The sequence below is a fragment of the Kineococcus sp. R86509 genome (assembly GCF_042466365.1).
Lineage (GTDB): Bacteria > Actinomycetota > Actinomycetes > Actinomycetales > Kineococcaceae > Kineococcus.
This window is the reverse complement of sequence record NZ_JAXHCE010000001.1, coordinates 935,386-954,910: the sequence shown is the minus strand read 5'-3', so window position 1 is coordinate 954,910 and position 19,525 is coordinate 935,386. Positions and strand designations below refer to the sequence as shown.

18 protein-coding genes are annotated in these 19,525 nt (G+C 72.5%); 7 read left to right on the top strand and 11 right to left on the bottom strand.

The window, feature by feature from the left end:
- Positions 1-93 precede the first annotated feature (93 nt).
- From SJY07_RS04550 to SJY07_RS04540, 3 genes are read left to right on the top strand one after another with little or no spacing between them, the layout of a single operon-like run.
- On the top strand, positions 94-1,728 hold the full coding sequence (locus SJY07_RS04550; RefSeq protein WP_380157303.1) for a circularly permuted type 2 ATP-grasp protein: 1,635 nt from the start codon (positions 94-96) through the stop codon (positions 1,726-1,728).
- Entirely contained in the window at positions 1,722-2,660 is a 939-nt protein-coding gene (locus SJY07_RS04545; protein ID WP_328295428.1) for an alpha-E domain-containing protein, read from the top strand. Before SJY07_RS04550 ends, SJY07_RS04545 begins: the two co-directional genes overlap by 7 nt.
- Positions 2,660-3,502, top strand: coding sequence for a transglutaminase family protein (locus tag SJY07_RS04540; RefSeq protein ID WP_328295429.1), 843 nt, complete (start codon positions 2,660-2,662; stop codon positions 3,500-3,502). The genes SJY07_RS04545 and SJY07_RS04540 overlap by 1 nt, the downstream gene beginning before the upstream one ends.
- Before the next feature lie 49 nt (positions 3,503-3,551).
- Here the strand turns inward: SJY07_RS04540 and SJY07_RS04535 are convergent, their stop codons facing one another.
- The 6 genes from SJY07_RS04535 to SJY07_RS04510 form a co-directional block, all read right to left on the bottom strand.
- Complete coding sequence (locus SJY07_RS04535; protein WP_380157301.1) at positions 3,552-5,321, bottom strand: twin-arginine translocation signal domain-containing protein; 1,770 nt, start codon at positions 5,319-5,321, stop codon at positions 3,552-3,554.
- Complete coding sequence (locus tag SJY07_RS04530; protein WP_328295431.1) at positions 5,318-5,791, bottom strand: hypothetical protein; 474 nt, start codon at positions 5,789-5,791, stop codon at positions 5,318-5,320. Before SJY07_RS04530 ends, SJY07_RS04535 begins: the two co-directional genes overlap by 4 nt.
- Positions 5,788-6,381: a hypothetical protein gene (locus SJY07_RS04525; protein ID WP_328295432.1), complete on the bottom strand. Its 594-nt coding sequence runs from the start codon at positions 6,379-6,381 to the stop codon at positions 5,788-5,790. The genes SJY07_RS04530 and SJY07_RS04525 overlap by 4 nt, the downstream gene beginning before the upstream one ends.
- A gap of 98 nt (positions 6,382-6,479) precedes the next feature.
- Positions 6,480-7,292, bottom strand: a complete 813-nt coding sequence (locus SJY07_RS04520; protein WP_380157299.1) for a hypothetical protein — start codon at positions 7,290-7,292, stop codon at positions 6,480-6,482.
- Positions 7,289-7,813 carry a MauE/DoxX family redox-associated membrane protein gene (locus tag SJY07_RS04515; protein ID WP_380157297.1) on the bottom strand — a complete coding sequence of 175 codons (525 nt, stop codon included), beginning with the start codon at positions 7,811-7,813 and terminating at the stop codon, positions 7,289-7,291. The genes SJY07_RS04520 and SJY07_RS04515 overlap by 4 nt, the downstream gene beginning before the upstream one ends.
- A 66-nt stretch (positions 7,814-7,879) precedes the next feature.
- Positions 7,880-8,809: a DUF4349 domain-containing protein gene (locus SJY07_RS04510; RefSeq protein ID WP_380157295.1), complete on the bottom strand. Its 930-nt coding sequence runs from the start codon at positions 8,807-8,809 to the stop codon at positions 7,880-7,882.
- Positions 8,810-8,980: 171 nt separating this feature from the next.
- On the opposite strand from SJY07_RS04510, the gene lepA reads away from it, so the two are divergent.
- Positions 8,981-10,828, top strand: a complete 1,848-nt coding sequence (gene lepA / locus SJY07_RS04505; RefSeq protein WP_328296280.1) for a translation elongation factor 4 — start codon at positions 8,981-8,983, stop codon at positions 10,826-10,828.
- 49 nt (positions 10,829-10,877) lie between these two features.
- On the opposite strand, the gene SJY07_RS04500 is transcribed toward lepA, so the two are convergent.
- From SJY07_RS04500 to SJY07_RS04480, 5 genes are all read right to left on the bottom strand, one after another.
- Positions 10,878-11,891 (bottom strand): LLM class flavin-dependent oxidoreductase, encoded by a 1,014-nt coding sequence (locus tag SJY07_RS04500; protein WP_380157293.1) that lies wholly within the window; start codon positions 11,889-11,891, stop codon positions 10,878-10,880.
- A 1-nt stretch (position 11,892) separates the two neighbouring features.
- Positions 11,893-12,558, bottom strand: a complete 666-nt coding sequence (locus SJY07_RS04495; protein ID WP_328295437.1) for a hypothetical protein — start codon at positions 12,556-12,558, stop codon at positions 11,893-11,895.
- A complete protein-coding gene (locus SJY07_RS04490) occupies positions 12,555-13,556 on the bottom strand; it encodes an acetylxylan esterase (protein WP_380157291.1) in 1,002 nt (333 codons plus the stop codon). Before SJY07_RS04490 ends, SJY07_RS04495 begins: the two co-directional genes overlap by 4 nt.
- Positions 13,557-13,572: 16 nt before the next feature.
- Positions 13,573-14,448 carry a GTP-binding protein LepA gene (locus tag SJY07_RS04485; protein ID WP_328295439.1) on the bottom strand — a complete coding sequence of 292 codons (876 nt, stop codon included), beginning with the start codon at positions 14,446-14,448 and terminating at the stop codon, positions 13,573-13,575.
- 172 nt (positions 14,449-14,620) lie between these two features.
- Complete coding sequence (locus SJY07_RS04480; protein ID WP_380157288.1) at positions 14,621-15,430, bottom strand: DUF1206 domain-containing protein; 810 nt, start codon at positions 15,428-15,430, stop codon at positions 14,621-14,623.
- A gap of 146 nt (positions 15,431-15,576) precedes the next feature.
- Between SJY07_RS04480 and SJY07_RS04475 the strand changes: the two genes are divergently transcribed.
- The 3 genes from SJY07_RS04475 (at position 15,577) to SJY07_RS04465 (ending at position 19,525) form a co-directional block, all read left to right on the top strand.
- Positions 15,577-16,725 (top strand): LacI family DNA-binding transcriptional regulator, encoded by a 1,149-nt coding sequence (locus tag SJY07_RS04475; protein ID WP_380157286.1) that lies wholly within the window; start codon positions 15,577-15,579, stop codon positions 16,723-16,725.
- A gap of 182 nt (positions 16,726-16,907) precedes the next feature.
- On the top strand, positions 16,908-18,485 hold the full coding sequence (locus SJY07_RS04470) for an ABC transporter substrate-binding protein (protein WP_380157284.1): 1,578 nt from the start codon (positions 16,908-16,910) through the stop codon (positions 18,483-18,485).
- Positions 18,482-19,525 (top strand): ABC transporter permease, encoded by a 1,044-nt coding sequence (locus tag SJY07_RS04465; protein WP_328295443.1) that lies wholly within the window; start codon positions 18,482-18,484, stop codon positions 19,523-19,525. The genes SJY07_RS04470 and SJY07_RS04465 overlap by 4 nt, the downstream gene beginning before the upstream one ends.

Sequence of the window (19,525 nt, the reverse complement as noted above, 5' to 3'; positions counted from 1 at the left end):
CAGCGGACGGAACGGGTCGGCGACACGTCCACGACACGCGCCGCAACGTCCGCGTAACGCGCCGGAAACGTCATCTTCCCTAGGGTGCGCCCCATGGGTGACGTGTTCGAGGGCTACCGCGATGCACCGGCGGGAGCGGCGGCCGGTCGAGCCGTCGACGAGATGCTCGACGTCGACGGGAGACCACGACCGGAGTGGGCGGCGCTGTACGACACGCTGCAGGAGCTCCCGGTCACCGAGCTGCGGGCCCGGGCCGACCAGCTCGCCAGCACCTTCCTCGACCGGGGGGTGACGTTCGACTACGCGGGCGAGGAACGACCCTTCCCCCTCGACGTCGTCCCGCGCATCATCGAGGCCCGCCAGTGGGCCCGGGTCGAGCGCGGCGTGGCGCAGCGCGTACGGGTCCTGGAGGCCTTCCTGGCCGACGTCTACGGCCCCCTGCGGGCCGTCAAGGACGGGGTCATCCCGCGGAAGGTGATCACCTCCTCCAGCCACTTCCACCGCGCCGCGGTCGGGATCGAGCCGCCGGGCGGCGTCCGCATCCACGTGGCCGGCATCGACCTGGTCCGCGACGAGGCCGGCGACTTCCGCGTCCTGGAGGACAACGTCCGCGTCCCCTCCGGCGTCAGCTACGTGCTGGAGAACCGGCAGGCCATCACCCAGGTCCTGCCCGAAGCGCTGCAGGCCCACCGCGTGCAGCCCGTCGCGGACTACCCGCAGCACCTGCTCGCCGCGCTGCGCGCCTCGGCACCGGCCGGGGTGGACGACCCGACCGTCGTCGTGCTGACCCCCGGGGTCTACAACTCCGCCTACTTCGAGCACTCGCTGCTGGCCCGGGCGATGGGCGTCGAGCTCGTCGAGGGCCGCGACCTCGTCTGCCGCGGGAACCGGCTCTTCATGCGGACCACCGCCGGCGACCGCCGCGTCGACGTCGTCTACCGCCGCGTCGACGACGAGTACCTCGACCCGTTGCACTTCCGCCGCAGCTCCGTGCTCGGCGCCGCCGGCATCCTCAACGCGGCCCGCGCCGGCGGGGTGAGCATCGCCAACGCCGTCGGCAACGGGGTGGCCGACGACAAGCTCGTCTACACCTACGTCCCCGAGCTGACCCGGTACTACCTGGGCGAGGAGCTCGTCCTCGGCAACGTCCCGACCTACCGCCTCGAGATCCCCGCCGAGCGGGAGGAGGCGCTGGACCGCCTCGAGGAGCTCGTGGTGAAACCGGTCGACGGGTCCGGCGGCAAGGGCCTCGTGGTCTGCCCCGACGCCAGCCCGCAGGAGATCGAGGACCTGCGCGCCCGGGTGCTGGCCGACCCGCGGGGCTGGATCGCGCAGCCCGTCATCGCGCTCTCGACGGTCCCCACCCTCGCCCAGGCGCACCTGCGTCCCCGCCACGTCGACCTGCGCCCCTTCGCCGTCAACGACGGCCGGCAGGTGCGGGTCCTCAAGGGCGGCCTGACCCGCGTCGCCCTGCGCGAGGGGTCCCTCGTCGTGAACTCCAGCCAGGGCGGGGGGTCCAAGGACACCTGGGTCCTGGCCGGGGACGACGAGGCCGTCGAGGAGCTCCTCCCGCCGGTCGCGGTCGAGGTCGCGGCCCCCGTCGAGGAACCCGCGCCGCCGACCGGGCAGCACCACCTGGCCGACCCGGGGCCCGGGTCGGGCAGCGACCAGGCCCAGCAGCAGCAACAGCAACAGCAGAAACTCGGGGAAGAGGGTCGATCGTGCTGAGCCGCATCGCGGAGTCGTTGTTCTGGATCGGCCGCTACGTCGAACGCGCCGACTCCACCGCCCGCATCCTCGACGTCCACGTCGAACGCACCCTGGCCGACCCGTGGATCGACGAGGCCGCGGTCTCGCGCTCGCTGCTGAGCGTCATGGGTGCGCCCGTCGACCACGACGTCCGCACCGGTCGCCGGGAACTGCTGGAGACCCTGGCCTACGACACCGTCAGCCCCAGCTCGATCACGGGGGCGCTCGGGGCCGCGCGGGAGAACGCCCGGCGCGCGCGGGAGACGGTGTCCAGCGACATGTGGGAGTCGCTGAACACGACGTGGAACGCGCTCGCGTCCGGACGCTGGCGCGCCGCGAGCCCCCACCGGTTCTTCTCCTGGATCCGGGAACGGACCGCCGTCGTCTCCGGTCTCGTCGACGCGACGATGAGCCGCGACGACTCCTGGCAGTTCTTCGTCCTCGGCCGCTCCCTGGAACGGGCCGACATGACGGCCCGGCTCGTCGCGACGCGGGTCGTGTCCGGGGGGACCCAGTGGCCCCTGCTGCTGCGCTCCACCGGGGCCTACGAGGCGTTCCTGCGCACCTACCACGGCTCCAGCACGGGAGCCGCGGGCGAGGCCGACGCGGCCGAGTTCCTCCTCCTCGACCGGCTGTTCCCGCGCTCGGTCGTCGCGGCGCTCGAGGTCGCCGAGGGGTGCCTGCAGGCCATCGACCCGCAACTGCGCCGGGTCGGCTACGCCCAGGACGCCCGGCGGGTGATCGGCCAGGCCCGCACGCAACTGGAGTTCCAGAGCCCGGAGGAACTCCTGGCCGACCTGCACGACCAGATGCGACAGGTGCAGCAAGCGTGTTCCGCGGCGTCCTCCGCGGTGGCGGAACGGTTCTTCCCGATGGCCGGGGCCGTGTCCTGGACGGCCGGGAGGTCCTGATGAGACTGCGCATCGAGCACACCAGCACCCACACCTACGGCGGCCCGGTCCGGGTCTCCTTCAACGAGGCGCGACTGACCCCGTTGACGCTGCCCGACCAGACCGCCCTGGACACCCGGGTCGAGGTCAGCCCCACGGCGACGCTGACCCGCTACTGGGACTACTGGGGGACCCACGTCACGGCGTTCGACCTGCACACCCGCCACGACGTCCTCGTCACCCGCGGCATCAGCCTCGTCGAGACGGACCGCCGCGCGGAACTCGTCGTCCCCGACCCGCTGACGTGGGAGGAACTCGGCTCCGACGCCCTCCTCGACGACTTCGCGGAGTTCCTCACCCCCACCCCGCGCACCCTGCCGCCGCCCGAGGGCTTCCGCGAGGCGGTGCGGGACCTGGCGGGCGGTTCGGACCCGCGCGAGGCCGCGCACCGCATCTGCGGCTGGATCCACCACGAGGTCTCCTACGTCCCGGGGGCGACCGGCGTCCACGCCACGGCGCAGGAGTCCTGGGACCAGCGCAGCGGGGTCTGCCAGGACCTCGCCCACCTGGCGCTCGCGGGCCTGCGCGAACTCGGCATCCCGGCCCGCTACGTCTCGGGCTACCTGCACCCGCGCCGCGACCCCGAACTCGGGGAGGAGGTCGCGGGCGAGAGCCACGCGTGGATCGAGTTCTTCGACGGCGCCTGGACCGGCTGGGACCCCACGAACGACATCGCCATCGGCGACCGCCACGTCGTCGTCGCCCGGGCCCGCGACTACTCCGACGTCTCACCCCTGCAGGGCGTCTACTCCGGCCCCAAGTCCACGGTCACCGCGCAGGTCCTCGTCGCCCGCGTCGCCTGACCACCCGTGCTCCCGCCGGGGTTCCCCGCGGGACCACGGGTCGGGTGGGTCAGGTGAACGTCACGGCGCCGGTGGCCACGGTGAGGACCGCGGTGGCGTGCTCGAAGCGCTGCCGCACCTGGCCGCCGGAGACCGGGTCCGGTTCGGCCACCGGGAACCCGATCCGGCCGCCGGGGCCGCCGGTGTCCAGCCAGGCCGTGCGGAGGGGACCCGAGACGGTCCGGGCACCGGTCGCGGCCGAGACGTAGACGGAACCGAGTTCGAAGTTCTGCGACGTGCCGCCGGCCACCGGGGTTTCGTCGGTGCTCGGCAGCCCCAGCCGACCCGCCTCCCAACCGGTCCGGCGCCACAGGTCGAGCACCGCGCCGCGCACGGCGTGCGTCCCGCTGTCCGGGGCGGAGTAGATCGACCCGTGCTCGAAGTGGTTGTAGACGGCCCGCCCGTCGGGGGTGGCCGTCTCACCCGTCACGGGGTAGCCCAGGGGACCGGCCTCCCACCCCAGGAAGGCCCAGGCGTCCCGGATCGCGCCGAGGACGGTACGGGCCCCGGTCTGCGGGGTCCAGTAGACCGACGCCCCGGTCGAACCGCGCGACCCGGTGAAGTGGTTGAAGCGGCCCCGGCCGTCGGGGGTACGGAGTTCGTCGGTCGTGGGGTAGCCCAGCGGCCCCGCCTCCCAGCCCCGTCCGGCCCACTCCTCCCGGATCGCGCCGAGGACGGCGCACGCCCCGGTCCGGTCGGTGGCGTAGACCGAGCCCCGCTCGAAGTGGAGGTAGGACCCGCTGCCGTCGGGGGTGGTGGTCTCGCCCGTGACGGGGTACCCGAGCGGGCCGGCCTCCCAGCCCAGCCGCTGCCAGCAGGAACGGATCGGGCCGAGCACGGCGTGCGCCCCGGTCGCCTCGGTCCAGTAGACCGAGGCGTTGCCGGACCCGTCGGCCCCGGCGAAGTGGTTGAACCGGCCCCGGCCGTCGGGCGTCGTGAGTTCGTCCGTGGTCGGGTACCCCAGCGGTCCGGCCTCCCAGCCCAGCGCCGCGAACGTCGCCAGGATCGCGCCGTGCACCGCGTGGGCCCCCGTCGCGGGGGAGTGGTAGATCGAGCCGAAGTCGAACAACTGGTACGTCCCGCCGGGACCGGGGGTGCCCAGTTCGGGGGTCCGCTGTTCGCCCAGAACACCGCCCTGCCCCCCGATCGCCGTGTACTCCCGCCCGATCGGGGTGCAGTCGCGCAGGGCGGGGGCGCTGTGGGAACCGGTCCGCTGGTCGGTGGCCGAGGTCGTGGTGCACTCCCAGTCGGGGATCTTCCAGGGCGGGGTGCAGGTCACGACCCGGCACCACACCGGACCCGTGCAGGCGACGTCCTGGTTGCACTGCCCGTAGCGGAACTCGTTGCAGCACACCTTGCGCTGGTCGCACTGACCGGCCGGACCGCACCCGCAGGAACAGTTGCGGCAGCCCTCGCCGCAGAACTTCCGGCGGCCGTCGCACCCGCAGGAGCAGAAGCTGTGGCAGTCGATGTAGTAGCGGGCGCCTCCGCAGCAGAACCCCGACCCGTCGGACTTCCACCAGCCGCCCACGAGGCTCCCCGGTGGGCAGCGGTTCACGCCGTTGCCGATCGTCGCGCAGAAGACGGTGTACCCCGAGGAGCAGGTCGAGTCGATGCCGCAGACCGCGGCGTAGGCGGAGACCGGGCGGGTGAGGAACCCCCACGGCCCGACGCTCAGCGCCGACCCGACGACGGCGGTCCGGGCCAGGAAACCCCGCCGGCTGGTGCGGGCGGCCAGGGCCGTGCTGACGGCTCCGAGGACCCGTTCGGTGACCTTCACGAGGAGACCCCTTCGACGGTCTGGAGCTGGACGCTGCGCAGCAGCGGGGTGAGCCGGTTGAACAGTTCGGCGCGGCGGGCGAACGAACCGAGGACGACGTAGAGGCAGAACGCCCGGCCGCCGACGTGGAAGAACCACTGGCCGCCGGCCTGACCGGGGATGCTGCGCTGCAGGCGGTTGGGGGCGAAGTCGGCCAGCTCGGGGAGCGGGAACCCGGTGTCGGCGAACAGCGCCGTCGTGGACGCGGCCGGGTCGTGCTCGAAGAGGCTGACGAAGAGGTCCTGCTCGCCGAGGGTTCCGGTGACCCCACCCCCGAAGTCGCCGCGGACCGCCGGCAACGGAACGGTGGCGGCGTGCAGGACGGGTCGCCGGTGCGACTGCGGGTCGTGCCCCTCCGTGCTCCGCCGGGTGATCCGGACCTCCCAACCCTGCGGTGCCTCCACCGAGATGCCGTGCGCGTCGAGCCTCACCAGGAACCTCCCACGAGCAGTCCGATCGAGACGAGAGCCACGACCGCCGACCAGGCTCCGGTCAGCGCCCGGCCCTGCGGTGCGCGCCGTTCCAGCGTGCGGTGCATCCCCGCGAGCCGCTGCGGCGTCGTGACCGAGCGGGTCGCGAGCACCGGCAGCGCCCGGACGACGCCGAACGTGAAACCCGTCAGAGCCCCCGCGAGCGGGTTCCCGGTCCCGAACATGAGGGCCAGGGCGAGGTGGACGACGGGGGAGGTGACGATGGTGACGACCCCCGTCCCGAGCTGCGCGCCGTAGCCGAACCCGTAGACCCAGCCGCGGTAGCGGTGCAGCCAGTCCTCATCGACCTGGCGGTGCCAGCTGGGGAACCTCCGCAGCCGGCCGGTCTCGGCCGCGATCGTCGCGCCGGCGAGGAGGACCGCCAGGACGAAGGCCACCCGGGACGAACCCGGCAGCACCAGCCCCAGGGCACCGAGCAGGGTTCCGAGGACCGTTCCCCCGACGGCGGAACCGACGAGGTGGGCGGTGACCGTGACCGGCCACCGGCTGGCGCGTCCCCGCTCACCGAGGGGGGTGATGCTGGACAGCATCGACTCGCCTCAAGGGGACCAGAGGCTGCGGAGCGCGGCGACGGCGGCCGTCGGCACCCCCACGACCAGCGCGGCGAGGGCCAGGGGTTCCACGGGACTCAGCGTCCGTCGCTCTGGTCGGTGGCGGTCAGCCCCAGGCTCGGGTGGTCGGGGGTGATCCCGGCGGCGAGGAGTTCCCGGTTCGCCCGGGCCTCGCGGTGCGCCCCGTCACCGTGGTCCCGCGAGTGGTCGTGCGGGTGCTCGTGGTCGTGCGGGTGGTCGTGACGGGGCAGCTGGATCACGCTGTCTCCCACCGCTTCTCCCACGAGGCGTTCCACCTGTTCCCAGTCGGTCGCGCTCCCCTCGCCCCGGACCCGGCGGCTGTCCCCGTCGACGTAGGCGAAGTAGGGCGAACCCGGGACCTGGTAGCCCTCCCACGTGGCCGTCGACATCACCACCTCGATCCCGCGCCGCCCTGGGCCGGCGGCCAGCGCCGCGATGGTGCTGGGGGATTCGGCCGAGGCGTCGCGGGTCACCACGACCAGCCGCGTCGCGGGGGGCAGGGACAACGGTGCCGGGTCGGCGAGACGGTCCCAGATGCGTTGGCAGGTCAGGCATCCGCTGGACAGGAACGCCACCAGGGTGTTGGTCCCGGCGGCGCCGACGGCGACCTGCACGGCGTCGCCGGCCGGGGTGGAACCGCTGACGTCGAGGGCCGGTTGGCCGGTCGGGCCGCTGCCCTCGACCACCCCGCGTCCCACCTCGAAGGGGACCCGTCCGGATCCGGGGGCGGTGTCCTCCCGTCCGGCGCCCAGCTCGTGCAGCGAGCGGAGGATCTCGGCGTGCGAGCGCAGCAGGCCGGCGACGAGCACCGAGAGCAGCGCCACGGCCAGCAGCAGACCGACCAGCAGGATCGTCACGACGGTGCTCACGCGGCGGCTCCCCGGATCGTGGTGCGGGCGGCGGTCAGTCTCGGCAGTCCGGTGAGGGTGAGCAGGCACAGCGCGCACAGCAGGGCGGTGACGGCGAACGTGCTGAGCGCTCCTGCGGGCCCGAGGGCCAGCACGGGCGGCACCCCGACGGCACCCGAGGAGGCCGCGGTGCTCGCCGCCACCGCGAGGAGGGCGGTCACCCCGACGTGGGTGCGGGTGGGGGGCAGGTCGGGTTCCCCGAAGCACCCGCAGGAACTCATCGGACGTCCCCGCAGCAGGGCGAGCAGCACGAAACCCGTGAAACCCGTGTAGAACGCGGAAACTCCCCACGCCGCAACGCTCGAACCGGCGACGGCGGCCCCGGCGGTGAGCAGTTCCAGGACGCCGAGGGCCTGCACCAGCCCGCGGTGCGACGGCAGACCCTGGGTCCGCAGGGCCTGCGCCGTACCGTCCGGGTGCCGGAGCTTCCCCGCTCCTGCGACGGCCAGCACCACCGTCCCCACCAGGAAGGGCAATTGCACCGCAATCATCTAGACACACTCAGTGATGATCAGGTCCGGGGTCAAGGGGTTCGGGAGTCCCCCGGTTCACTCCGCCGGTGCGGTGGTGCGCGTCCGGCGCCGGCGCAGCAGCAGGACCGGAACGGCCACGACCGCCACCGGCACCACGAACGGCAGCACCGCCCCGAGCACGAGGGACGCCACCCGCAGGAACTCGCCGAGCGCGTGCCACCCGGCACCCAGCCCGCCTCGGAACCCGGGGTCGCTCGCCGCGACGATCGACGTCGGAGCGCCCTGGGTCAGCGTCACGTCCAGCGTCGCCAGCGACACCTGGTCCGCCAGCACCCGTTGCCGGGCCTGCAGCGCCTCCAGGTCCGCCTGCCGGGTGGCGATCTCGCCCTCGATGGCCAGGACGTCCGGGATCGTCCTCGCCTGCGGCAGCCGGTCGCGGAAGGTCACGAGGACGGCCTGCGCCGACGCGACCCGGCTGTCCACGTCGGCGACCTCCGCCGTCACGTCCGTGGACGTCGTCGAGCGGTCGGTCTGCTGACCGAGCTCCGCGACGCCCGCCTGCACGTCCTCGAAGGACGCCGACGGGACCCGCAGGGTGAGGTGGGCCTGCTGGTCCTCGCCCGCGGCGCCCACCTGGCTGGCCGCGACCGATCCGCCCGCCCCGGTCGTCAACGCCTCGACCGCCGTGGTCGCGCTCGGGAGGTCCTCCACTCGGACCGCGAGCGTCCCGGTCGAGACGACCGCACGCTGGGCGTCCCCGACGGCCGCGACGGCCGCGGGTTCCGCACCCTCCGCCGGGGCGGCGACGCTGCCCCCCTCCGCCGTGCCGGCGCTGCCCCCGCCGCTGTCGGCCATGCCCTGGGAGGAACCGGAGCCGTCCGAGCCGGCGCCGGACCCGCTGCAGGCGGCGGCCCCCAGCACCAGGACCAGGGCTACGGCGGGCGCGGCCAGGAGCCGGCCCCGGGACGGGGTGGGACGGGTGGACGGGGGAGTCGGCTCGGGCATCGGGCACCTCCAGCGGGTTCGGTCGCCGTGACCGTGGAGCTGGGACGCCGCTGTGCACCCGTCGGTTCCCGCGCACGGGGACGTGCAGACGGACGGAAGAGGGGGCGGACGTGCGACCATGGGGGTTCGTCTGCCCGCCCGATCGAGAGGTGCTCCCCGCCCGTGTCCCCGATGGCCGCCGCCTCACCGGCACCCGCCTCGACGCCGCCGGAGCTGCTGCGCAACTTCTGCATCATCGCCCACATCGACCACGGCAAGTCGACGCTGGCGGACCGCATGCTGCAGCTGACCGGCATCGTCGACTCGCGGGCCATGCGCGCGCAGTACCTCGACCGCATGGACATCGAGCGCGAACGCGGCATCACGATCAAGTCGCAGGCGGTGCGCATGCCGTGGGGTCACGAGGGCACCGACTACGCGCTGAACATGATCGACACCCCGGGGCACGTCGACTTCACCTACGAGGTCTCCCGCTCGCTGGCCGCCTGCGAGGGGGCCGTGCTGCTCGTCGACGCGGCGCAGGGGATCGAGGCGCAGACGCTGGCGAACCTCTACCTCGCCATGGAGAACGAGCTCACGATCATCCCGGTGCTCAACAAGATCGACCTCCCGGCCGCGCAGCCGGAGAAGTTCGCCGAGGAACTGGCCAAGCTCATCGGCTGCGAACCCGAGGACTGCCTGCGGGTGTCGGGCAAGACCGGCGTCGGGGTCGAACCGCTGCTGGACCAGATCGTGCAGCAGATCCCGTCCCCGGTCGGCGACCCGGACGGCCCGGCCCGCGCGATGATCTTCGACTCCGTGTACGACACCTACCGCGGGGTCGTCACCTACGTCCGCGTCATCGACGGCAGCCTCTCCCCGCGGGAGAAGATCGTCATGATGTCGACGAGGGCGACGCACGAGCTCCTCGAGATCGGGGTCAGCTCGCCCGAGCCCACGCCGTCGAAGGGCCTCGGGGTCGGTGAGGTCGGCTACCTCATCACCGGGGTGAAGGACGTCCGCCAGTCCAAGGTCGGTGACACCGTCACCAACGCGGCGAAACCCTCGACGAAGGCGCTGGGCGGCTACCGCGACCCCAAGCCGATGGTGTTCTCCGGTCTGTACCCCATCGACGGGTCCGACTACCCGCTGCTGCGCGACGCCCTCGACAAGCTGAAGCTGAACGACGCGGCGCTGAGCTACGAACCGGAGACCTCGGTCGCCCTGGGTTTCGGGTTCCGCATCGGGTTCCTCGGACTGCTGCACCTCGAGATCGTCCGCGAGCGCCTCGAACGCGAGTTCAACCTCGATCTGATTTCCACCGCCCCCAGCGTTCCCTACCAGGTCACGTTGGAGGACAAGGGGGTCGTCGAGGTGACCAACCCCTCGGAGTTCCCGGAGGGCAAGATCGCCGAGGTCCGGGAACCGGTCGTGCGGGCCACCGTCCTGTGTCCCGCCGAGTTCATCGGCGCGGTCATGGAACTGTGCCAGCAGCGACGCGGGGACCTGCAGGGCATGGACTACCTCTCCGAGGACCGCGTCGAGATGCGGTACCGGCTGCCGTTGGCCGAGATCGTCTTCGACTTCTTCGACCAGCTGAAGTCGCGCACCCGCGGGTACGCCTCCCTCGACTACGACGTGGACGGCGAGCAGGCCGCCGACCTGGTGAAGGTCGACGTCCTCCTGCAGGGTGAGACGGTCGACGCGTTCAGCCAGATCGTCCACCGCGACAAGGCCTACGGCTACGGCGTGATGATGGCCGGCAAGCTCAAGGACCTCATCCCCCGCCAGCAGTTCGAGGTGCCGATCCAGGCCGCCATCGGGGCCCGGGTCATCGCCCGGGAGAACGTCCGCGCCATCCGCAAGGACGTCCTCGCGAAGTGCTACGGCGGGGACATCACCCGCAAGCGCAAGCTGCTGGAGAAGCAGAAGGAGGGGAAGAAGCGCATGAAGATGGTCGGGCGGGTCGAGGTGCCCCAGGAGGCCTTCATCGCCGCGCTCTCCTCCGACGCGGCGGACCCCAAGAACGCCAAGAAGTAACCTCCCCGAACCGTGGTCCCGCTGGGTCTCCAGCGGGACCACGGTCGGTTCAGGGGGCGGGTGCCCAGCCGAGGAGGGGGCCCAGCCGGGTCGCCATGTCGGTGAGGATCTGCACGTAGTCCTCGTGCTCGAAACCGAACGGTAGGGCGAAGGCGACCTCCTCGACGAGGCGGAACCCCGCGTGCGCCCACAACTGCGCGGCGATCTCCTCGCTGGACCCGATGACGTCGGGGGCGAACAGCAAGCGGCCGGGGCCCTGCGGTTCCCGGGTACGCGGGGTCCGGGCGTCGACGTAGGCCTGGTACCTGGCGCGCTGTGCGGCGGTGGCGGTGTCGGTGGGGATGACCACCAGTCCCTGCGAGGTGCGCCCCGTGGGGTGCGCCGCGCGGAACGCCTCGAGGTGCCCGGCCTGGATCGCGGCGAAGTCGCTGGACCCGTCCTCGGAGCGGACGACGCTGGAGGCCAGCAGGTTGATCCCCTGCTCACCGCTCCACCGTGCCGACGCCAGGCTCGCGCCGCCGTACCAGAGCCGGTCCGCCAGTCCGGGGGAGTGCGGTTCCACCCGGTCGGAGAACACCTCGATGCCCTCGGTCCCGGCGAAGTCGGTCACGGGGTCGCCGCGCAGGAACCGCTGCAACCGCAGGACGCGTTCGTAGCCGAAGTCCTCGACGTCGGCGGTGTCGGGGTACAGCGCCGCCTTGACGCGTTCGTACTGCATGGGCGTGCTGACGCTCACGCCGGGTTCGAGACGACCGCCGGTGAGGACGTCGACCGTCGCGAGGTCCTCGGCGAGGCGCAGCGGGTTCTCCCAGCCCAGCGGGGTGACCGCGGTCCCCAGGTGGATCCTGCTGGTCCGCTGGGACAGGGCCGCGAGCACCGCGACGGGGGAGGAGATCCCCGGTTGCAGGTGCCGGTGACGTAACCACGCCGAGTCGAAACCCAGCTGCTCACCGAGTTCCACGACCTCCAGCGTCGTCTCGTGGCCGGGTCCGGGATCGGCCGGGTCGAACGACCCGATCGTCAGGAACCCCATGCGCCGCAGCGCCACACCCTGTTCCGGCACGTCAGACCGTCCCTTCGAAACCTGCACTGGCGGTGACCGTTCCCGGCGCGACCTCGGTGAAACCGCCGTCGCGCACGTCGATCCGTCCGGCGGCCCCCAGGACCGGGGCCCCGGTCACGACGCGCACCGGGAAACCCGCCGCCCGCCACGGGTCCACCCGGGCCGCGGGCAGCCGCTCGAACGCGAGTTGGGCGGCGTGCCCGACCTGCGCGGCGGCCTTGCCCGTGGTCATCGTCACCCCGGGGCTGAGCCTGATCGTGAGCAGCCCGTCGGGACCGGGCGCCCGGAGGTCCTCCGGGTCGGTGAGGTCGAGGCCGCCGACCTGCAGGGGTTTCAGCGCAGGCGGAACCTCGTCGCGCGGGTGCGGGGCGAAGACCCGGACCACTGCGTCCCCGTGGGAGGCCTCGACGTGCGCCAGCCCTTCGGTGCGCTCCCACTTCGCGCCGCGGGCACGGCGGCAGATCTTGCGGATCCGCCGGTCGCGCCAGGCCTGGACCGCGTCGTGGAGCTCACCCTCGGGGTCGGTGGCCCGGGGGTCGTCCAGCAGCAGGACGACGGCCCGGGCCGCGGCGACCAGGACGTCGGTGTGGGTGGGGAGCGGTTCACGCTCGACACGGGCCACCAGGGACAGGGCCCACGGGTCGACCTCCGGCTCGAACCCGCTCACCGGAGCCCAAGGCGCTCGAGGAAGCGCAACTGGCGCTGCACCTGGAACCCGAGACCCCCGCCGTGGTCGGCGAACTCCCACACGTCGATGTCCTTGGCCACGTCCCGGCCGCTGCGCTCGCCGTAGCGGTTGTAGGTCGCGAACACCGTCGAGGGCGGGCAGACGGGGTCCATGAGGGCGACGCTGAAGAGGGCGGGGACACCGGCCCGGGCCGCGAAGTTCGCCCCGTCGACGTAGGACAGCGTGGTGAACGTCTGCTCGACGGCCTCGGGGGCGTGCCGCCGGAGGTACTGCACGACCTCGGGGAACGGGCCGTCGGGGGCGGTGTCCACGGCCCGACGGACGTGGCAGAGGAACGGGACGTCGACGAGCGCCGCGGCGACCCGGTCCCCGGACAGGCCCGCCGCGGCGAGCGTGAACGCGCCGCCCTGGCTGCCGCCGCGCACGACCACCCGGCTGGTGTCGACGTCGACCCCGAGCGCGGGCAGGGCGTGCGCGACGTCCACGGCGCGGGCGCAGTCGACGTAGGCCCGGCGGTAGAAGTACGTCGCCGGGTCGGTGATCCCCTTGGTCATGAACCCGCCGAACCACTGTCCCGCGGGGGCGCTCGGGTCCGGGTCGGGGGTGTCCTGCCCCATCCCGCGGGTGTCGACGACGAGGTGGGCGAAGCCCGCTGCGGCCCAGGTCGTCCGGTCCACCGGCAGACCCCGCCCCCCGGAGTAGCCGATGAACTCCACGACGACCGGCAGCGGGCCGGGGAGGTGCGCGGGGCGGATCAGCCACGCCGCGATCGGATCGCCGGCCCAGCCCGCGAAGCGCACGTCGTGGACCTGCAGCGCGGGCAGCGCCGGCCCCTCGTACGGCGACAGCGTCACCGCGAGGTCGTGGGTGCGGGCCAGGGCCAGGCTGTCGGCCCAGAAGGTGTCGAAGTCGGCGGGCTCTGCCACCTCCCCGCGGTAGGTGCGGAGTTCGGCCAGCGGGAGATCGGTCAGCGGCACGGTCGAACGCTACTGCTCACACGACGCGGGGCAGTCCTTGGGTGCGGAACTGCTCGATCGTGTCCTTGAGCGCGGCCATGATGTAGTCGGGCACGCGCATCCCCTGGTCGCGCGCCCACAGCAGCTCACGCTCGACCAGGCCGATCTGGGCGCCGAAGTCCTCGAGCTTCTCGGCCAGACCGAGGGTGCTGAGGATCCCCCCGAGCTGCGCCGAGTACTGCGGGTTGTGCGCGCCGACCAGCCCGAAGGACTTGCGACGCAGAACCTTAGCCAGTCGCAACTGCCAGGGGGCGAGGACGTTCTGCTGGATCATCTCCGTCGCCGAGAGCCGGTAGAAGGCGAAGTGGCCCGGTTCCTGACGGCGGATGGGCTGCACGACCGTCTTCGAGATCGCGTCCTCGCCGATCCCGTCGAGGCCGTCTACGAGCAGGTTGTAGGCCACGACCGCGGACTTCTCCGTCGCCGCGCCGGTCAGGTAGTAGAGCAGCCGCGCGACCTCCTGGATCGGTTTGAAGTGCGCCAGGGACCCCAGCAGCCGGATCTTGGCGCTCACGTCGTCGGTGTTGGGGTCGGCGGGGGCGATGTCGATGTCCTGCTGCAACCGGTCCAGGATCAGCCCGTGCTGGATCTCCTGGGGCTGCCAGACGTCGGCGTAGAAGAGGCGGTCCGTCTCGGAGACGTCCGGCAGCAGCGTGAGCAGCTCGAGGACGTTGCGGTCCACCTCGAGCTCCACGCGCGCCAGGTAGTCGATGACGTGGCCGAAGGTGTCGCGCACCCGGCGGGGGTCGTGCACCGTGCGGTCGACGGAGTCCAGGCTGATCGGCGGGTACTTCTCCCCGAGGCGCAGGACGTGGTCGCGGATGTCCCCCGGGGTGATGATCTTGCGAGACACGTGACTCCTGCTTCCGTGAGATCCCAGTCTGGGGGTGGACTGCCGCGGACCAGTGTGCCGGTTCGGCGCCCGCGTCCATAAGGCCACCCTCAGTTCGCAACCGATCCTCGGCCGGATTGGTTCCCGGGCCGCCGTCCCGGTCGGATCACGTTCTCACGGTGAGCCGAGCGGATCAGGCCCGACTCCGGCGCCGGGCCGTGATCAGCTGGAAGACGGCGTAGGCCGCGAGCCCGAGGGCGACCAGCAGGAGCGCGACGGTGCCGAAGGGCTGGGCGGCGATCTCGTGGAAGGCGGCGTCCAGGCCGCGGGACTTGCCCGTGTCGCCGGTCGCCGAGACGACGACCAGCACGCCCAGGACGGCGAAGGCGACCCCGCGGGCGACCCAGCCGGCGACCCCCAGTCCGGTCAGGGCCGGCGAGAGCGAACCCTCGACCTTGTCCTCGAACTTCTCCTGGAGCCCGCGCACGACCGTCGCGACCCCGATCCCGACGATCACGAGACCCACGACCACGACCACGACGGCCCCGCCGGGGGCCTCGAGGACGCGCTGGGTGACGGTCTGCTGCTGCTGACCGCTGGAGGAGCCGCCCCCGGCGACGAATTTCAGCGACGACACCGCGAGCGCGGCGGCGGCCACGGCCTTGGCCACGGCGCTCACCCGGCGCGAGGTCTTGTCCGCGGTGATCGCCGCGACGACCTGCCAGGCGAGCAGGGCGACGAAGCCGAGGGCCAGGACGACCAGCAGGACCTCCCCGAAGGGCTTCGAGGCGATCTGGCCGAGCGCACCGCTGGAGTCGGCGGAACCGCTGCCGGAACCCAGCGCCACCTGCGCCGCGAGCCAGGCGATGAGCAGGTAGACCACCCCTTCGGCCGCGACGCCCACGCGTCCGACGCGCTTCACCCCGGCCTCGTGGGCCCGGGCGAAGGCCTCACCCCGACGGGCACCGTCTTCGGCCCGGGACTGGACGTTCCTGCTGTTCATCGGAACAGGGTTGGACCCCGGGGCCCGCGCCGCAACCGGTGGTGGGATCCGGGGAGCGCCGTAGCATCGTCCGAGCCCACCGCGCTCTGCGGTGGTGACCGCGCTCGAGCGCGGGACGAGCACGAGCGAGCAGGAGGCGCGCAGCCATGGCGGCCACGTCGTCCCCGGGAACCTCCGGCGGCAAGGCACCCACGGTCTACGACGTCGCCGACCGCGCGAGCGTCTCCATCGCCACCGTCTCCCGCGTCCTGCGCACCCCCGACGCCGTCCGGGAGGCGACGCGCGAACGGGTGATGACGGCCGTGCGCGACCTCGGCTACGTCCCCTCCGGCAACGCCCGTGCGCTCGCCGGACGGCGCACCGGGGTGATCGGGTTGTGCTTCCCCGGTCACGACGGACTGGAGGGCGAGGACCCCCGCGACGAGGCGGTCCGCGACCCGCGACCCGCGATGACGCTGCGGGGCGGGGTCCGCATCGTCGACGACCGCCGACCGGGACCGGCGCCGGCCATGCGCAACCTCTACTTCGACGAGGTGCTGCGCGGGGCCGAGGTGGAGGCCTGGCGGCGCGGGTTCGCCCTGATGGTCGCGGCCGGACGGGGACCGAGCCGGGAGGTCATCGTCAACGACATCGCCGGCCGGGTCGACGGGCTCGCCGTGCTGGCCCGCACGGTCTCCGACGACCTGCTGGCCCACGTGGCGCGGCGCATCCCCGTGGTGGTCCTGGCCGACGCGACCCGCGCCGACGGGTTCGACCACGTGAGCGTCGACAACGCCGCGGGCATGCAGGCCCTCACCACCCACGTCGTCACCACCCTCGGGGTCCGCGACGTCGTCTACGTCGCCGGTCCGCAGGACTCCCCGGACGAGGCCGAGCGACGTCGGGGGTTCCTCGCCGCGCTGACCGCGGCCGGGGTGGCGCCGGAGACCGTCCCGGTGCTGCGCGGGGACTTCCGGGGGGACCGGGCCTTCGAGGCGGTGACCCGGCTGCTGCGGGAGCGGATCCCGCGGGCGCTGGTGTGCGCCAACGACCAGTCCGCGCTGGGGGCGCTCGACGCGGTCCGGGCCGGCGGGCTCTCGGTCCCCGGGGACGTCCTGGTGACCGGGTTCGACGGCATCGACGTCTCCCGGTTCACCGAGCCGCCCCTGACGACCGTCGCCCAGCCCATGGCGGAACTGGGGCGGGCCGCGGTGCGCGCGATCGTCGACCGCCTCGCGCTGCCGCAGGCGCCGCGGCTGGACACCCGGCTGCCCGTCGAGGTGCTGCTGCGGGAGAGCTGCCCGCCCACGCTCTGAGCCGTCCGGGCGGCACGGGCTTGCACCACACGATGTAAGCGCATACGTTGGCCTGGACGACGACGTGGAGGTCGAGAGCGATGACGCTTCGGCAGGGCCCGGCCATGAGGCGCCGGGGAGTGCTCGCAGGGTTCGGTGCAGGTGCCGCGCTCGCGAGTGCCGCAGGACTCAGCGGATGCAGCGTGCAGGTGCGCAGCCAGCCCGATCCGACGATCGGCGCCGACACCATGCTGATCAACGCGGACAAGGGCAACCCGCTCTTCGACAGGAACTTCAACCCGTACCTGACGAACAAGCGGACCGCGTCCACGTGGATCTACGAACCCCTCGTCCTGGTGAACCCCCTCGACGGCGAGCAGATCCCCTGGCTCGCCGAGTCCTGGGAACTCCCCGACGCCCGCACGATCGACATGACGATCCGGCAGGCGCGGTGGAGCGACGGCGAGGAGTTCACCGCCGACGACGTGAAGTTCACCTTCGACCTGTTCCAGGCGAACCCCTCCCTCGACACCAAGGGCGCCTGGCAGCACCTGGACTCCCTCGAGGTGCAGGGCGACCACGTCGTCTTCCACCTGCAGACCGACGACGTCCCGGCGCTCGCGGTCCTCGGCGTCACCTGCATCGTGCCGCGGCACCTGTGGCGCGACGTCGCGGATCCCTCGACGTTCCGCAACGAGAACCCCGTCGGCACCGGACCCTTCGTGCTGGGCAACTACAACCCGCAGCAGTACTCGATGGACCGCAACGAGGACTACTGGCAGGCCGAGAAGATCGAGATCGCCCACCTGATCCTGCCGGGCACCAGCAACCAGCTCGACACCGTCACCCGCGGCTACGACTGGAGCTACTCGTTCATCTCCGACGTCGAGGGGACGTGGGGCGCGGCCAGCGAGCACAACAAGTTCTGGTTCCCGCCCGGCGGCATCATCGCCCTCGTCCCCAACCACACCGTCGCCCCCTTCGACGACGTCAACGTGCGCCGCGGGATGTCGCTCGCCCTGGACCGGGCCCGCATCGCCCAGGTGGCCAGCGAGGGGTACATGCAACCCGCCGGCCAGACCGGGTTGATGCTGCCCAACCAGCAGGAGTGGCTGAACCCCGACATCCCGGACCAGGGGATGGTCGCCCAGGACCGCGACGGGGCGCTCGCCGCCTTCGCGCAGTCCGGCTGGACCCTGCAGGGGGACAAGCTGGTCGACGCGGGCGGGAAGCAGCTGGGTTTCGCCCTCACCTCCGCCAACGGCTACACCGACTGGACCCGCGCGGCCCAGGAGGTCCAGCGCCAGCTCGGCGAGATCGGCCTCGACGTCTCCCTCCAGCTCCCGCAGCCGGCGGGGTACCAGTCCGCGCTGGGCAACGGCGAGTTCGAGGTCGCGATCGGCGGCATGGGCGGCGGCGACGTGTTCCGCGCCTTCAACGACCTGATGTCCAGCGACTTCGTCACCGAGGTGGGGAAGACGACGCAGGCGAACTACGAACGGTTCTCCGACGACGCGGTCGACGACCTGCTGACGGCGTTCAAGTCCTCCACCGACCCCGCCGCCCAGTTGCGTGCCGCGCAGGCGCTGCAGCAGAAGGTCTACGACGAGCTGCCCGTCATCGGGCTCTACTACGGCGGGCTCTGGGGTCTCTACAACGACGCCAAGTTCACCGGCTGGCCCACCGAGGCCGACCCGTACATGGCCCCGCAGAACTACGACTCCGCGCCGCTGGGCATCTTCACCCGCCTCCGGCTCACCGGGAAGGGGGGTGCGGCATGACCGCCCTCGACACCGCTGCGCCACCCCGGGTCTCCCGGGTGCCCGGGGCCGGGTTCCCCGGTCGCTACCTGCTCGGGAAGCTCGGCCTGTTCGTGCTCACCCTCTGGGCCGCCGTCACCGTCAACTTCGCGTTGCCGCGGCTCATGCCGGGCACCCCGGCCGACGCCGCCGTCGCGAAGCTCTCCCAGAACGGACCCGTCAGCCCCGCCACCCGCGCCGCCATCGAGGCCCAGCTCGGGGTTCCGGACGGCAACCTGCTCTCGCAGTACGTCTCCTACCTGCACCAGGTGCTCACCCTGGACTTCGGGGTCTCCTACACGTTCTACCCGCAGACCGTCTCCTCGATGGTGTCCCAGGCCCTGCCCTACACCCTGGTGCTGGTCGGTGCGGTCACGGTGCTGGCGTTCGTCCTCGGGACCCTCATCGGCGTCGCCTCGGCGTGGAAGCGGGGTACCTGGCTGGACGCGCTGCCGACCCTGTCGGGCAGTTTCCTCTCGACGTTCCCGTACTTCTGGACCGCGCTGCTGCTGCTGTTCTTCCTCGGCTACGTCCTGCACTGGTTCCCGACGACGGGGGCCTACTCGGCGACGACGACGCCGGCGTTCGGGCTCGACTTCCTCGGCGACGCCCTGGCCCACGCCGCGCTGCCCGCGATCACGATCCTGCTGACCTCGCTGGGCGGCTGGATCCTCGGGATGCGCAACGCGATGATCAACACCCTCGGCGACGACTACGTCACCTTCGCCGAGGCGAACGGGCTGCGCGGGCGCACCGTCGCGATCCGCTACGCCGCCCGCAACGCGATCCTGCCGAACCTCACCGGTTTCGGGCTGTCGCTGGGCGGGGTCGTCGGCGGGTCGGTGCTGGTCGAGCAGGTCTTCGGGTACCCGGGCATCGGCTACCTCCTCTTCAACGCCGTCATCGGGCAGGACTACCCGCTGATGCAGGCGTTGTTCCTCATGATCACCGTGAGCGTCCTCGTCGCGAACTTCCTCGTCGACGTGCTCTACGGCCTCCTCGACCCCCGCACCCGGAAGTGA

What these genes read in the sequence shown, in the direction of transcription:
- SJY07_RS04475 (WP_380157286.1), top strand. Translation starts at nt 15,577, where the DNA reads ATGGCGGCCACGTCGTCCCCGGGAACCTCCGGCGGCAAGGCACCCACG.
- SJY07_RS04480 (WP_380157288.1), bottom strand. Translation starts at nt 15,430, where the DNA reads ATGAACAGCAGGAACGTCCAGTCCCGGGCCGAAGACGGTGCCCGTCGG.
- SJY07_RS04525 (WP_328295432.1), bottom strand. Translation starts at nt 6,381, where the DNA reads ATGCTGTCCAGCATCACCCCCCTCGGTGAGCGGGGACGCGCCAGCCGG.
- SJY07_RS04510 (WP_380157295.1), bottom strand. Translation starts at nt 8,809, where the DNA reads ATGCCCGAGCCGACTCCCCCGTCCACCCGTCCCACCCCGTCCCGGGGC.
- SJY07_RS04550 (WP_380157303.1), top strand. Translation starts at nt 94, where the DNA reads ATGGGTGACGTGTTCGAGGGCTACCGCGATGCACCGGCGGGAGCGGCG.
- lepA (WP_328296280.1), top strand. Translation starts at nt 8,981, where the DNA reads ATGGCCGCCGCCTCACCGGCACCCGCCTCGACGCCGCCGGAGCTGCTG.
- SJY07_RS04540 (WP_328295429.1), top strand. Translation starts at nt 2,660, where the DNA reads ATGAGACTGCGCATCGAGCACACCAGCACCCACACCTACGGCGGCCCG.
- SJY07_RS04465 (WP_328295443.1), top strand. Translation starts at nt 18,482, where the DNA reads ATGACCGCCCTCGACACCGCTGCGCCACCCCGGGTCTCCCGGGTGCCC.